At 45.8% G+C, this 15,266-nt stretch carries 12 protein-coding genes and 2 pseudogenes; 5 read left to right on the top strand and 9 right to left on the bottom strand.

Features of this window, described 5'->3' with window-relative positions:
• Window positions 1–318: 318 nt before the first annotated feature.
• Window positions 319–5,886, top strand: a complete 5,568-nt coding sequence (locus tag ACFSVM_RS02985) for a sugar-binding protein (RefSeq protein WP_090726060.1) — start codon at window positions 319–321, stop codon at window positions 5,884–5,886.
• A gap of 222 nt (window positions 5,887–6,108) precedes the next feature.
• On the opposite strand, the gene ACFSVM_RS02980 is transcribed toward ACFSVM_RS02985, so the two are convergent.
• Both ACFSVM_RS02980 and ACFSVM_RS02975 read right to left on the bottom strand, forming a co-directional pair.
• Complete coding sequence (locus tag ACFSVM_RS02980) at window positions 6,109–6,234, bottom strand: hypothetical protein (protein ID WP_256209849.1); 126 nt, start codon at window positions 6,232–6,234, stop codon at window positions 6,109–6,111.
• Between the two features lie 143 nt (window positions 6,235–6,377).
• Window positions 6,378–7,742: a TrkH family potassium uptake protein gene (locus ACFSVM_RS02975; protein WP_379260333.1), complete on the bottom strand. Its 1,365-nt coding sequence runs from the start codon at window positions 7,740–7,742 to the stop codon at window positions 6,378–6,380.
• Window positions 7,743–7,978: 236 nt separating this feature from the next.
• Here ACFSVM_RS02975 and ACFSVM_RS02970 point away from each other — a divergent pair, with 236 nt between their 5' ends.
• Window positions 7,979–8,257, top strand: a complete 279-nt coding sequence (locus tag ACFSVM_RS02970) for a toxin-antitoxin system YwqK family antitoxin (RefSeq protein WP_047912164.1) — start codon at window positions 7,979–7,981, stop codon at window positions 8,255–8,257.
• 64 nt (window positions 8,258–8,321) lie between these two features.
• Here the strand turns inward: ACFSVM_RS02970 and ACFSVM_RS02965 are convergent, their stop codons facing one another.
• The 6 genes from ACFSVM_RS02965 to ACFSVM_RS02940 all read right to left on the bottom strand — a co-directional run bounded on the left by ACFSVM_RS02965 (window position 8,322) and on the right by ACFSVM_RS02940 (window position 12,473).
• Complete coding sequence (locus ACFSVM_RS02965; protein ID WP_143042134.1) at window positions 8,322–8,573, bottom strand: hypothetical protein; 252 nt, start codon at window positions 8,571–8,573, stop codon at window positions 8,322–8,324.
• A gap of 395 nt (window positions 8,574–8,968) precedes the next feature.
• On the bottom strand, window positions 8,969–9,391 hold the full coding sequence (locus ACFSVM_RS02960; RefSeq protein ID WP_076311998.1) for an OsmC family protein: 423 nt from the start codon (window positions 9,389–9,391) through the stop codon (window positions 8,969–8,971).
• Between the two features lie 54 nt (window positions 9,392–9,445).
• Entirely contained in the window at window positions 9,446–10,192 is a 747-nt protein-coding gene (locus ACFSVM_RS02955; RefSeq protein WP_090726068.1) for an amino acid ABC transporter ATP-binding protein, read from the bottom strand.
• Between the two features lie 16 nt (window positions 10,193–10,208).
• Window positions 10,209–10,853, bottom strand: coding sequence for an amino acid ABC transporter permease (locus tag ACFSVM_RS02950; protein ID WP_076312000.1), 645 nt, complete (start codon window positions 10,851–10,853; stop codon window positions 10,209–10,211).
• A gap of 30 nt (window positions 10,854–10,883) precedes the next feature.
• A complete protein-coding gene (locus ACFSVM_RS02945; protein ID WP_371264592.1) occupies window positions 10,884–11,711 on the bottom strand; it encodes a substrate-binding periplasmic protein in 828 nt (275 codons plus the stop codon).
• Between the two features lie 129 nt (window positions 11,712–11,840).
• Entirely contained in the window at window positions 11,841–12,473 is a 633-nt protein-coding gene (locus ACFSVM_RS02940) for a TetR/AcrR family transcriptional regulator (RefSeq protein WP_076312001.1), read from the bottom strand.
• A 329-nt stretch (window positions 12,474–12,802) separates the two neighbouring features.
• Between ACFSVM_RS02940 and ACFSVM_RS02935 the strand changes: the two are divergent.
• The 3 genes and pseudogenes from ACFSVM_RS02935 to ACFSVM_RS02925 form a co-directional block, all read left to right on the top strand.
• Window positions 12,803–12,928: pseudogene (locus ACFSVM_RS02935) on the top strand (hypothetical protein); the annotation flags it as partial.
• Window positions 12,929–13,041: 113 nt separating this feature from the next.
• Window positions 13,042–13,170, top strand: a pseudogene (locus ACFSVM_RS02930) (site-specific integrase); the annotation flags it as partial.
• 152 nt (window positions 13,171–13,322) lie between these two features.
• Entirely contained in the window at window positions 13,323–13,475 is a 153-nt protein-coding gene (locus ACFSVM_RS02925) for a hypothetical protein (protein WP_379260329.1), read from the top strand.
• Between the two features lie 76 nt (window positions 13,476–13,551).
• Here the strand turns inward: ACFSVM_RS02925 and groL are convergent, their stop codons facing one another.
• A complete protein-coding gene (groL, locus tag ACFSVM_RS02920; protein WP_076312004.1) occupies window positions 13,552–15,186 on the bottom strand; it encodes a chaperonin GroEL in 1,635 nt (544 codons plus the stop codon).
• Between the last annotated feature and the right edge of the window lie 80 nt (window positions 15,187–15,266).

Here is a 15,266-nt window from a genome sequence, read left to right as displayed (position 1 = left end):
TTCTGTGCTGCTGTCTCTTCAATTTAACTTAACTATGAAACTGTTCTAATTGTCGTTATCCATCAGCGAAGAGCCAGATAAACAAGCCTCTTTAACATCAGCACTCATTCGATTTACGTCATACTTTTTTTAATTCAATTTCCAAAGTAAGCGATTCCATGTTTTAAGGGGAAACATCTTTAATTCGTGTATTGAAAAAGACATACCTAAATTATATCGTATATTGGGGATCAGTTGTAAATTTGTGGCAGCTTATCCAAATACGACAGGTAAGCCCTGGGCTGGGCGTACCGGATCGAAAATAAGGAGGATTCATTGATGTCAAAACGATTCAGCAAAATGCTCTCGTTCCTCTGTTGCTTGGTAATGTTGACGCCGCTAACGCCTGTCAGCTTTGCCGCCGATACGGACAACACGGAGAACGCAGAAGCGACTGAAACACCGACCGCCATGTTCGGAACACCTGAGCTCGGATCCAACGACCCGCTGTGGTCCAAGACAATGGAGTATCCAATCAACAAAAGCACTGTGCCTGACGACCCCAGACCGCATGCTACCGGCACAGCCAGGATCCTTTGGGACAATGATTACGTGTATGCTCGTGTAATGGTAGAGGATAGCAATCTATATCAGGGACCCGGCGGAGATCACCAATACGACAGCATAGAGTTCTATGTTGGCACCGGATCCAGTGGTTCAAATCAATGGCGCGTCAGTTCGACAGGCGTGTTTTCAGGGCAGTCTGATCCCGGCAGAGCTGCGTGGACTCAACTCACGGACACTGGATACATTGTGGAAATGAGACTCCCAAAAAGAAACTTGACCCTAGAGCCGGGCAAGTTTACCTTTGAGGTTTATATCAATAACTCGACGGAAAATGGCGGGGATCGCTACGAAGTTGTATCCGCTTTCGGAGATCCGGACACGGGTTATGGGGGCCATGCTGCATTTGCGGACAGCTTGGAGCTCATTGAAGCCGAGGAAGCGGACACTAGATTCTCAATCACCGTCTCGACGGATACAGGCGGCCAAGTCACGCCGAACGCACCCGGCAATGTGCTGAGAGTCATGCCTGGCTCAGACAAAACATTTACGGTTCTTCCTGTTCACGGCAAAATTGTAGATACCGTTACGGTAGATGGCGAACCTGTAACTATATCCGATGATCATACTTTTTCTTTAACAAATATTAGCGCTGATCATATCATTCACGTGACATTTAAAGATGATCCGACTGCTGATCAGATTCCTTTTATCGTATGGAATGACAACTTTGCCAGCGGCGAATATACAACGGCGGTCATCATTGACCTCGGCGAAGGGAAAGAAGCGTTAGGTTCCAAACTTAATCCGGACTTGTTTACCGTGTCAGCTAGAAATACCACCCTGGCCGGCGACTCCGTAGTCTATCAAGGAACGCGCAAAATCTCAAGAGTATACGCCAATGACGAACCAAAGGTTCGCGGCTATCTTGGAAAGGTAAGCCATTCACCGGATTATGAGGACGGACTGGCAAGTGGCCGTTACATCGTAGTTGAGCTGGAGTTTTATACAGAAGTCGGCGGTAGTACTACGCTGTACAACAGTAACTCAACCAAGCAAAATTACAATATTGTGCAAAATGGCGAGATCGAGCTGGCTGAAGGCGCTCCGCTTAACTCCGCTGTCTTTAAACAGGAAACTGTTGTGAATACAATTCTTGACAAGTTTACAACACCTACGGGCGATTCAGTCAATCGTGCACTCTACCTTCACACCGATGAAAACGGTGAAGTGTTGCAGAAGTTACCACTATATGTCTATACCCACGGCATGAGTCGCGGTGGCACAAGTGCTGAGACAGACCAAAAAGCGTCTATGAAATCCGCTAACGGTTCTGTCGCTTTAATGAAGAAAATGGAAGATAACCCTACTAAATATGCCAGCCATATACTGAATATCTCCTATAATGGCATTTCTACTCCATCCACAGCCAATGTGAAGAAGGTGATCGATGACCTGATTTCCAGCGGGGCAGTAGACCCTAACCGTATTTACGCTGCAGGCTTCTCATGGGGCGGTCAATATACGAACAGATTAATTAACGACTACCCTGGCTTCTTTGCAGCGGCAGCACCTATGGCCCCGGTAAGCGGCTCACCGAACGCGAACGACAACGACATTCACAGCGACCTGGCTTATTGGATGTTCTTAAATGTTCACAACGTAGGAACATACCAAACCAACCTTAATAACTTCATAAATACGAATATGCCGAAAATGACCAATGCGAGAGCTTCGAACTTTGAGAGCAATGAGGCTCTTACGTGGCCATACAATCAATATGATCAGCGGGGTCTGAGACCCAATCCGGGCAACACACCTCCCCTTCCTGACTATATAGCACACGAAGTAGAAGCGGCGGTTCTTTACAACGAAATTACTATGGACCATCCGTTTACTCAGGAGGCTTGGAGCATAGCTCCGATAGCCCAGTCCCCTAACTTGCCGCCTTGGAACAATGACTACTCAGATGTCTTTGATTGGATGTTCTCACAGAGCAAACTAGGCGTGCCTAGTGCTCCATCCGCCATGTTCGGAACTCCTGAGCTCGGATCCAACGACCCGCTGTGGTCCAAGACATTGGAATATCCGATCAACAAAAGCACTGTGCCTGACGACCCCAGACCGCATGCTACCGGTACAGCCAGAATCCTTTGGGACAATGACTACGTATATGCTCGCGTAGTTGTAGAGGATCGCAATCTATATCAGGGATCCGGCGGAAATCATCAGTACGACAGCTTAGAGTTTTATGTTGGCTCCGGATCTAGCGGTTCAAACCAATGGCGCGTCAGTGCGACGGGCGTGTTATCAGGTCAGTCTCATACGGACAGAACTGCTTGGACCCAAATCACGGACACGGGATACATCGTGGAAATGAGAATTCCAAAAAGAAACCTGACCTTGGAGCCAGGCAAGTTTACCTTCGAGATCTATATCAATAATTCGACGGAAAATGGCGGGGATCGCTACGAAGTTGTATCCGCTTTCGGAGACCCGGACACGGGTTTTAGTGGCCATGCTGCATTTGCAGACAGCTTGGAACTCATTGAAGCCGAGGAAGCGGACACTCGATTCTCAATCGCCATCTCGGCGGATACAGGCGGCCAAATCACACCGAACGCACCCGGCAATGTGCTGAGAGTCGTTCCTGGCTCAGACAAAACATTTACGATTACTCCGGTTACTGGCAAAATTGTAGATACCGTAACCGTAAATGACGAGACCGTGACTATATCCAATGATAATACGTTCTCTTTAACAAATATTAGCGCGGATCATCAAATTCACGTGACATTTAAAGATGATCCGACCGCTGATCAGATTCCCTTTATTGTATGGAACGATAACTTTGCCAGCGGCGAGTACACAACGGCGGTCATCATTGACCTCGGCGAAGGGAAAGAAGCGTTAGGTTCCGGGCTTCATCCGGACTTGTTTACTGTGTCAGCTAGAAACACGACCCTGGACGGTGACTTCGTGGTCTATGAAGGAACGCGCAATATCTCAAGAGTATACACCAATGACGAACCGAAAGTGCGCGGCTATCTTGGGAAGGTAAGCCATTCACCGGATTATCAGGACGGACTGGCAAGTGGCCGTTACATTGTAGTTGAGCTGGAGTTTTATACAGAAGTCGGCGGTAATACAACGCTGTACGACAGTAACTCAACCAAGCAAAATTACAACATTGTTCAAAAAGGCGAGATTGAACTGACTGAAGGCGCTCCGCTTAGCAACGCCGTCTATAAACAGGGGAATGTTGTGAATACCATCCTCGACAAGTTCACAACACATACGAGTGATTCCGTAAATTACGCGCTCTATCTTCACGAGGATGAAGAAGGTGAAGTGTTGCAAAAAATGCCGCTATATGTCTATACCCACGGCTTTTCGCGCGGCGGCACACAGGCGCATATCGACCAAAAAGCGTCTATGAAATCCGCTAACGGATCCGTTGCTCTAATGAAGCAAATGGAAAAGGATCCTGACAAATATGCCAGCCATATTCTGAATATTTCCTATAGCGGCGGTTCTTCTCCACAAATAGGCGATGTTAAGAAGATTATCGACGACATGGTTGCTAGCGGATTTGTAGATCCTAACCGTATTTATGTGTCTGGCTTTTCATTGGGTGGAATGTATACGAACACCTTAATTAACACATACCCTGGTTTCTTTGCGGCAGCTGCGCCTTTGGGAATTGCGAGTGGCGGGCCGTCAGCAAGCGCTAACGAAGCTCATAAAGACCAGGCCTATTGGATATTTGTAAACACGTATGACACTCGAGTAAATGCATCGCAGCTTGATAACTTCATTAACAATGATCTGTCGAGTTTAACCAACGCAAGGGCTTCTCGTTTTTCGAGCAATGAGGCTCTTACGTGGCCATACAATCAATACGATCAGCCAGGTCTAAGACCTAATCCGAACAACACACCTCCCCTGCTTGACTATATAGCACACGAAGTAGAAGCGGCGGTTCTTTACAACGAAATTACTATGGACCATCCGTTTACTCAGGAGGCTTGGAGCATAGCTCCGATAGCACAGTCCCCTAACTTGCCGGCTTGGAACAATGACTACTCAGACGTCTTTGATTGGATGTTTGCACAGAGCAAACTAGACGTGCCTAGTGCTCCGGACGGCTTTAAAGCGGCGGCGGGCGATAGACGGGTCACATTGAGCTGGACTACTCCGGCTGACGACGGTGGCAGTGCGATATTAGGCTACAAGGTCTGGTATGGCAACGAAACGCCAGTCACACTGGGTGCTGAGAAGACCGGTCATACCTTCAGTGGCCTGACGAACGGGCAAAATTACACCTTCAAGGTCGTCGCGTTCAACGCAAAGGGCGACAGTGCGGAAATAACTGCGACGGCGACACCGATGAAGGAGAATTCTACTGTACCGGATCCTTCTGGTGTACCTGGTCCTTCTGGTGTACCTGGTCCTTCTGGCGGCAACCCTGTCAATACGGGCAACGAGACAGATACTGGATCGTCGAAGCCGACCTACACCGTGAACACCCCGCAGGATAAGCCCGCGGTCACTGACACAGACGGCAATACTACCCTGCCTGGTGGTGGCTTGATTACGACCAAGGGTGGGACGAAGCTTGAGGTGCCTGAAGGCACAACTATAGACTCGAAAGGTAAGGTGACCATTCCGGCAGACAAGCGCGCCGAAGTTACACTACCCGGCGACAACGGTATATCGATGACCATTCATGAGGGTACAGAGCTTGTGTTTGATGACAACACCCCTCTTGGCTTCATTGTGATATCGGGCAATCCTTTCCATGATGTCAACGACAACAACTGGTTCTACAGCTACGTAAACGCCGCCTACACATTCGGTCTTTTCAATGGCACGACGTCCACAACGTTCTCACCGGGCACCTCAATGACACGATCGATGTTCGTACAGGTACTGGCCAATCTTGAGAACGTAAGCAGCTCCGACTACACGAGTTCCCGCTTTAGCGACGTGACGGACGGACAGTGGTACACGGCGGCAGTCAAATGGGCTGCTAAAAACGGAATAGTCCACGGTGTAAGCGCAGATCGGTTTGACCCTAATGCATCGATGACACGCGAACAAATGCTAGTGATACTGTATAACTACATGAACTACAAGGGTTATGAGATTCCTCAAAACCAAGCCCAGTCCTTCACAGATGAAAGCGTTGTCAGTACATGGGCATTGGAGGCCGTTAAGGCGCTGCAAGGCATCGACATTGTAACAGGCAAAGGTAACAACATCTTTGACCCTAAAGGTACCGCTACCCGAGCCGAAGTAGCCATTATCTTTGTAAGGCTGATCGAATACCTGGCGAAATAAAAGCGTAAACCGGAAACAGACCCATGCGACTGGACATTGTCCAGCCGGATGGGTCTCCTTCTATTGTACAAAGAAATTTTCTGCCCTTCTCTTATTACAACAAAAAGACACCTATCCAAACTGACGTCGAAATTCTATCGGCGTCAGTTTGTTTAATTTACGCTGTGGCCGTCTTTTGTTGTAAAATCGCGGTACTTACGCATCCATCGCTTCATCCGTCCCTCATCTTGAATTCCCAAATGATTGTTTGATTTGTTGATAAGTCCATTTTTCTTCTACGTGCAAACGAATAGCCTCTAATTTGAGTTCCTCAGAATATGTCTTAAACTTCTGACCTTTAATCGCCATGCAAAAATGCACCCCCTAGAAATTTCATCGGTTAAACCCAGGGGTTTTTCCTATGTCCATTCTAAGGGGTGCACTTCATAGAGGAATTGGGCTTTCTTTTCATTGCTAAGGTATAGTGGGAACATGATGCTAGTCAATTGATACTAACCTATAATAAGTTTCTCTTTCGGATAGCGATATTTTTCTTGCTTATTGTTTCTTCCCCTGATGAACAGAAAGATCGAAGGAAAACCAATTCTTCCAATAAACATTAGAAACATAAGAATGGCTTTGGCAAAATGACTGAGTTCTGGCGTAATCCCCAAAGAAAAGCCTACTGTACCTAAGGCAGAGCAAACTTCGAAACAAATAGCCGTAAGCTGCTGCTGCGGATCGGAAATCATCATCATAATAATCGAGGCTACACATATGAAAACTGCTAATAGCGTAATGGCTAGCGATTTTATAATATCTTCCTGATATATTTCCCGATTAAAAATTTTAACATAACGCCTTCCTTTCATAAAAGTATAAATAAATAACAAATTTAAAGCTAATGTCGTCGTCCTAATCCCACCACCCATTGAATTGGGAGAACCCCCTATAAACATCAAGATACCTATAACTATAAGGGTAGGTACTGAAAATTGTGTAATATCCATTGTAGAGAATCCAGTGCTTCTTGTTGATACCGTCTGAAATAAAGCATAAAAAAAAGATTTATGCCATGACATATCCTTAAAATAATGCTGAAATTCCAGTAGTAAGATAAGGCCTGTCCCAATAACTATAAGAATGCCATATGTAAGCGTCGTTAACTTTGTGAATAATGAAAACCGGAAAGAATACTCATATTTCAACTTTTTCCTCGATAAATAATCCTTCACCTCAATTAATACAGGGAATCCAATGGATCCAATAATAATTTGTATAATGGTCAGAAGTTGTACAAAATAATCATTTGCGAAGGGAATATAAGATTCACCGGTTATATCTATTCCGGCGTTTGTCGTCGCAGTAACGGATGCAAATAAGCCTTGGAGAAATGCTTCCCCCCATGTAGGGAAATAATTGATAAAATAAACTCCATAAATGAGTGCCCCGAGGAGTTCAATAAATAGGATCAACTTCAAGATTTCTTTAACTAATCGAACGAGTCCCGAATGTGCGAATTGATTATTATCTACCATGATAAGCTGCCGTTGCCGAAATCCAATTTTCTGTCCCAAAAATAGCCAAAGAGCTGTGTTCATCACCATAATACCAAGGCCTGAGAAATGCAATACGATCATTATAATGAAATATCCGAATACACTATAAGTCTCCGATATATTAAACAGAGTCATACCTGTGTCTGTTGCTACACTGACAGCCATGAATACTGTATCAAAAAAAGACACTTCTACGCCGGGTCGATAGGCTGCAGGCAGGCTAAACAATAGACAAGATATAAGGATGGCTAACAAATAATACCCTACAATAATTTGGGCAGGCGAAAGTTTATCCAGCCCTAATCGCACTTTGACCATACCGCACCCCTTCGCTTTCAAACCCTTTTACACTTATATTGATGTTAATATGCAGCTAGCAATTCAGCTTTGTTTATTATGTAAAAAGTTTTGTAATTTATTCATTTACGAAAATGGAGAGGTACTAGTCCACAGCTGATTTTAATGCGAATACAACGGCTTCTTCCTGAGATCACGAAATTTTGTGGTAATATAGAAGGTATTATAACGCAGGATAACCACAAGGGGGAAAGAGCATGGAGAATGATAAATGCAATCCAATACACCCGACTGGTGTTAAGGGAAAAAAACAGGAAGAAATTGATGGATATACAATCAAGTATCATGCCAATGGAAAAACAATGTGGTCAAAAGGGCAGATCGTAGAGAACAAGCCGGAGGGGTACTGGGAGTGGTATCGTATCGATGGCACAATCAAGCGCTCTGGCTATTTCGACAAGGGTGAGCCTGTTGGAGAATGGATCACTTATGACAGCCAAGGCATGAAATATAAAGCAACTAATCGTGATAAATAAAAATAAAGGGCCGTTCGTTATCCATTCGAACGGCCTTTGTTTTGCTTTAGATGCGATTTATAAATTATTCTATCTTAAATTCATCGTCTGAAGCACCGACGACCAGGAACGCATCGATTGAAACGTAGGTTCCAGAGGATTGTGCATTTTTCTCACCCGCGTTTACCACTCTGATCGTATGCTCGCCTAATGCCAGAATGTCCGATTCAAAAATGGTGGATCTGTATTTATATTTGCTGCTGTATAAATCGATTGGCGAGTCCGTAACAAGTTGTCCGTCAATATATATATTTACTTTGCCTCGATTCGGTCCCATTTCAGCCAGCACCTTGATCTTGTTTCTCCTCCTGCTTCCTAACCAGGTGGATAACAGACTAACTTTCAGGGTCGTCTATTACTCGTAGCATGCTGACGCTGCAATAAGACATTCTTCATCTCCTTACTCTATTCCTCCTTCGGCCATTCCTCTTTCGTCAAATCCGCCACAAAAAAAAGAGGCTCCCGACAAGTTCAGTGAACTTATGAGGAGCCTCCGTTAAACAAATGTTAAATTTTGATGTTGCTATGTTGCTCAAACACTTGAGCAACTGGGTGGCTATATTACATCATGCCGCCCATAAGGTGAAAAGCTATAACATCTTGAACGCGAATTTACGTTTTTTACTTGACGGCGTGATAACGCACGACCCTTTTGCTGAAGCTATTGATCAATTAAGGACGGGGTGTCTCTACCCCATTCAGAATCAGCTTAGGATGAATATCCGCGCTCAATGAAGCCGATACAGCGCAGTATTTTTCTTCAGCCATCTGGATGGCTTTCCAGATACGATAATCCGGGATATCTCCGTCGACTTTGAAGATGAGGTCAATGGACGTAAAACCTTTGGGCATCCCTTCACTGCGTGTACCCTGAGCTTCAATCTCAATTCCGGTGATTTTGTCCAGGAAGGCATCCAGAATCATCGTAATATCAATCCCCATGCATCCTCCAAGACCAGCAAGCAACAGTTCCATCGGTGTAGCACCCTTACTGTCACCGCCATAAGCAGCTGTGGCATCCATGCCTACGGCATAGCCAGAGGGTCCTTCGGAAGTAAAAGCGCGTTTGCCTTTCCATACGGTTGTTACATTCATGTTGTTATCCTTCTTTCTTAGAATGGTTTACAATCTGTACATATCCGTGAAGACTTAGAATTCAGTAATTTGCTGCAAAAATCTTCGTGTTCGTTCCTGTTCCGGATATTCAAAAAACGCCTGTGGACTGGCTTCTTCCACGATCGAACCGTCTGCCATAAATACGATCTTATTGGCCACATTCCGGGCAAACCTCAGTTCATGCGTGACCACCAGCATCGTCATACCTTCCTGTGCCAACTCCTTCATGACCGAAAGAACCTCGCCTACAAGTTCGGGGTCCAGAGCTGAAGTCGGCTCATCGAACAGCATCACTTCCGGTTCCATGGCAAGTGCACGAGCAATCGCAACACGCTGCTGTTGTCCACCTGACAAACGGGATGGATAGGCATCCTGCTTGTCCGATAGTCCTACACGATCCAGCAGAATGCGGCCGCGTTCGGCCGCTTCGTCGCGCTTGATTTTCTTCACTGTCACGAGGCCTTCCATCACATTTCCCAGTACCGTTTTGTGCGGATAAAGGTTGAATTGCTGAAACACCATGCCAGTCTGACGGCGGATTTCAAGCACCCGTGAGCGCTGAACTCGCAGCGGATCATTGCTGTCTACGATAATGCCGTTCACTTCGATCTTTCCGCCAGACAGTTTTTCAAGTCCATTCAAACAGCGAAGCAGCGTACTTTTGCCCGAACCACTCGGTCCTAACAGCACTACGATATCTTTTTCATTCACGTGCAGATCAATATTCGTAAGTACTTCATGTTTTCCAAAATGTTTCTTCAGTCCAGTTGTTGTAATCATCGGTTCTCTCCCTCCATCAGTAAGCCCGGGCCAACCGGCGCTCCACTTGTTCCAGAATGGCCGAGAAGCCGATACTCATAATCCAGTACATCACACCAATTGCAAGATAAAACGGCATATTCAAAGCATATTGCGATACCAGAAGCTGTGCTGAGCGCAGAAGCTCCGTTACACCGATCGTTGCTACAAGTGATGTTTCCTTCAGCATACCAATAAAGGTATTCCCCATCGGTGGAATGGCAATCCGGACAGCCTGAGGAAACACGATCCGCTTCATGGTTTGAAAAGGGGTCATCCCTGTAGCATAAGCCGCCTCTGTCTGCCCTTTCGGTACTGCCTGAATGGCACCCCGGAATGTCTCAGACAGGAATGCGCCTGCATTCAAACTCAGTCCTAGACAGGCGGCTGTGAGCGATCCCAGGGTTACACCATAATCGACCAATCCGTAATAGATAACAAATAATTGCACCAACAGCGGGGTTCCCCGCATGATGGATACGTAGAATCGTGCGATCATCCGAAGCCATAGTGGGCCTTTCAGCCGGACAACAGCTACAATTACACCGATCAAAAATGCAAAAAACATTGAAATTATGGTCACATAAAGCGTGTAATATGCCCCCTTCAAAAAGAAGGGGATATTCTCAAATACCAGTTCCATGGATCAAACTTCCCTTCGCCTTGCCGGTCATTATTGCGCGGGCTCTTCACCAAACCATTTTTTGAAAATAGTATTGTACGTACCATCATCTTTCATGCCTTGAAGGGCTTCGTTCAGCGCTGCAACAAGTTCCGGATTATTTTTCCGAACAGCAATACCGGCTTGGTCACTCTTAATCGGTTCACCTACAGCCTTAATCTTGAATCCGTTGGAATCAATAATGGGTTTAAGCGCGTAGAGGTTGTTGATTGTTGCATCAATGCGTCCTGCATCCAGATCCTTAAGCGATGTGATGACATCGTCATACGTCTTAATGGTGAAGTCTCCCACTTTCGGCAGCACTTCGTTACGCAGATAAGTTTCATCATTTGTGCCCAGACCTACGCCAATCGTTTTCCCTTTGAAATCTTCGAGTTTAGTAATATCGTTATTATCGTTTTTCACAATGATTTTGACTTGGTTTGTAATATACCCTTCACTGAAATCGAGCGCCTGTTTCCGTTCATCGGTGATCGTCATCTGGCTGATAATGGCATCAATCTTTTTCGATTGCAGGCTTGGTGTCAGGCCAGAGAATTCCTGGGAGACAAACTCAACTTCAACCCCAAGGCGCTTGGCAACCTCACGTGCGATATCTGCATCAAAACCATCCATCTCCTTGTTGTCATTCAGGAAGTTGTATGGACGGTATGTACCCATCATACCCACTTTCATGGTGCCCGCTGACTTGATCTGTTCCAGTTCATTACTTGCTTGTGCTCCATTACTGCTGCCATTGTCGGTTGTTTTGCTTCCGCATGCACTTACAACCAGTACAACCATAAGCAGAATTGCCGTCAGCATCCAACTTTTGCGCATCTTTTTGCCGTTACTTGGTGTTCCATTATTCATCATGTTAACTTCCTCTCATTCATGTACTTATTAGTTGTATCCATTATTCCCTGCTTATGTCCAATCATGTAAAAAAGCCCTATATACAGCACATCATTACGTCCCCAGCAAACCGTAAAATTCAAAGCTGGATGCTTCCGCAGCGAGCGATTCAGCTGTCTTGGCCGATATGCCTTCATGCAGCTCCACAGAGCCAAACAGCCAGCGGGAGATCATGCCTTCGATCATGCTCACCAGTAGAGCAGCCCGTACAGGCACATCCATTGAAGGTGGCAGCATGCCCAGCTCTATGGCACGTTCCATGTTATGCCGGAAAGCCGACTCCACAGCACCGCGTGTGTCCTCGACCAGACGACGTACCGATTCTTCGGTCACGACACCTTTCAGCAGCAGCTCCATAAAGTAACGGTTATCTGCGGCAAAAGAGAACAAGCGGATGAACAATCGCTCTGACGCCTTGACCATATCCTCAACCGATCCTGCATCCTTTCGATAACCCTGACCGATCGCTTCAAGCAGTTTCTCTCTGCCTGTTAACACAATCTCTTCAGCGATGGCTTCCTTACTCTTAAAATGCCAATAAAACGTCCCTTGAGCTACACCAGCTTCACGAACAATATCCGATATCTTGGTCTGGTGATACCCATGAGTCGCAAATCGCTGCATCGCAATACGTATAATCTGATCCCGGCGTTCTTCTCCAGGTTCCTTATCATTTACTTTGGACATTTCAATACCCTCCCGATTGATCAGTCAGTCAGTTAACTATATCCTATGGGATAACTAGGTTATTGTCAATATGGTTTTAAACAGTTGCGATCGGGCAGACAATCAACAACGAACTGAAGGAGATTGTGAACAAACGCTATTCCAGCGTAATGGAACTGACTTCTGCTTATTTGGCATATAAGGATTTTCAGGAATACAAGCATTGTACATGTGGTGGCAAGGGAAAAAAGAAAAAATGCACGTGCGGTGCTAAGTATGCCTTTACAGTAGACTTAGGCCCAGATCCAGTATGAGGGGAAAGAAGACAAAAACAAAGAAGTGGCTTTCAAACACAAGAGGAAGCTCATGACGTAACCAATGAACTTTTGTATGAGGTAAGACATGGAGCGTATATCGAGGAAAGCAGAAATGTACATACAGGCTTTATATGCTTTAAAGAAAAGTTACACTGGTAACACAGTGGATGGGGTACATCGCACGGGACGTATGATTTTCAAAAAGGCGATTGAAAAAGATCTAATTAGAAAAGACCCTCGAAGAATTAAAGGAGCCTGAAGTTCCAAAGTACATGGAAAAAGAAGAGCTCGCATTATTCCTCGATACATCCGACAAAAAAGGATTGGAGATGGATTATTTAATCTTCCTAGTCCTGGCCTACACAGGAATGCGCGTCGATGAAATAGTGTCACTTCAGTGGTCAGATATTGATTTCAGGAAAAGCAGCATTAGAATTGTCAAAACGTACTACAATCCAAGGAATAATACCATGCAGTTCGAATTAGGCACACCGAAAACAATGGGTTCTGTTCCTACCATTGTTGTAGAGGATATCGTCATACACATACCTCCTTGCTTGCAGAAGCAGGAGTCGTATTGGAAGACATTATGGAAAGATTGGGTCACACGGAAGACGATACTACAAGGAACACTTATCGCCACGTTACTGAAAAAATGAAAAAAGAGACCTCTCAAAAGTTTGCTCAACTAATGAAAGGTCTCTAATTTTTTACTACCTTAAGTGGAAAATGGCCTTCCCCACATTCACAAACCCTTATAAATCAAGGCTTCAAGGCCCTTATTACATCATGCCGCCCATTCCACCCATGCCGCCCATGTCTGGAGCTGCAGGAGCTGCTGGTTCTGGCTTATCAGCGATAACCGCTTCAGTCGTCAAGAACATCGCTGCTACGGAAGCTGCGTTTTGCAGTGCGTAACGAGTTACTTTGGCAGGGTCAACGATACCAGCGTCGATCATGTTTACCCACTCGCCGTTAGCTGCGTTGTAGCCTACGCCAACTTCTTCGCGTTTCAGACGGTCCACGATTACGGAACCTTCTTCACCTGCGTTTGCAGCGATTGTACGGATTGGAGCTTCAAGCGCGCGAAGCACGATGTTCACACCTGTTTGCTCGTCACCTTGCAATTGATCAGCAACCGCGGATACAGCGCCGTATACGTTAACTAGGGCAGTACCACCACCAGATACGATACCTTCTTCAACTGCCGCGCGAGTTGCGTTCAGCGCATCTTCGATACGCAGTTTACGCTCTTTGAGCTCAGTTTCTGTTGCTGCACCGACTTTGATAACAGCTACGCCGCCAGCCAGTTTAGCCAGACGCTCTTGCAATTTCTCTTTATCGAATTCGGAAGTCGTTTCTTCCAATTGGGAACGAATTTGTTTAACACGTGCATCGATGTCTTCTTTGCTTCCTGCACCGTCAACGATGATTGTGTTTTCTTTAGTCACACGTACTTGACGAGCTGTACCCAGTTGATCGATAGAAGCTGTTTTCAGGTCAAGACCCAGTTCTTCTGTGATCACTTGGCCGCCAGTCAGAGCAGCGATATCTTGCAGCATGGCTTTACGACGGTCACCAAATCCAGGAGCTTTAACTGCTACTGCATTGAATGTACCGCGCAGTTTGTTCACGATCAGCATCGCTTGCGCTTCGCCTTCGATGTCTTCTGCGATCAAGAGAAGTGGTTTGGATTGTTGAACGATCTTCTCAAGTACAGGCAAGATTTCTTGCGTGTTTGTGATCTTCTTGTCAGTGATCAAAATGTAAGGATTGTCGAGGACAGCTTCCATTTTGTCAGTGTCTGTAATCATGTACGGAGAAATGTATCCGCGGTCGAACTGCATACCTTCAACCACTTCAAGCTCTGTTTCGAATCCACGGGATTCTTCAACAGTGATAACACCGTCGTTACCCACTTTTTCCATAGCTTCAGCGATCAGTTCGCCTACTTCTTCGTCAGCTGCGGAGATTGCCGCAACTTGAGCGATGGATTGCTTGTTCTCCACCGGCTTGGAGATGCTGCGCAGTTCTTCTACTGCTGCACGAACCGCTTTGTCGATCCCTTTACGGATACCGATTGGGCTAGCGCCCGCAGTTACGTTCTTCAGACCTTCTGTAATCAGAGCTTGAGCAAGTACAGTTGCCGTCGTTGTACCGTCACCAGCTACATCGTTGGTTTTGGTTGCAACTTCTTTAACCAGCTGAGCACCCATGTTCTCAAATGCATCTTCCAGCTCGATTTCTTTTGCAATCGTTACACCGTCATTTGTGATGAGCGGGCTGCCGAATTTTTTCTCAAGAACGACGTTGCGTCCTTTTGGTCCGAGCGTTACTTTTACTGCATTAGCCAAAGCGTCCACACCACGAAGCATGGAACGGCGAGCGTCTTCACTGAATTTAATATCTTTTGCCATTGGTGAAAAACCTCCCTAATAATGTATATACCATATTCTAAGTACAGCCGCGTAAGAGCGGTCATATTAAGTGTAAGTTC

It is taken from the genome of Paenibacillus shunpengii, assembly GCF_042684905.1.
Taxonomy (GTDB): domain Bacteria; phylum Bacillota; class Bacilli; order Paenibacillales; family Paenibacillaceae; genus Paenibacillus; species Paenibacillus shunpengii.
This window is presented reverse-complemented; position numbering and strand designations above follow the sequence as displayed.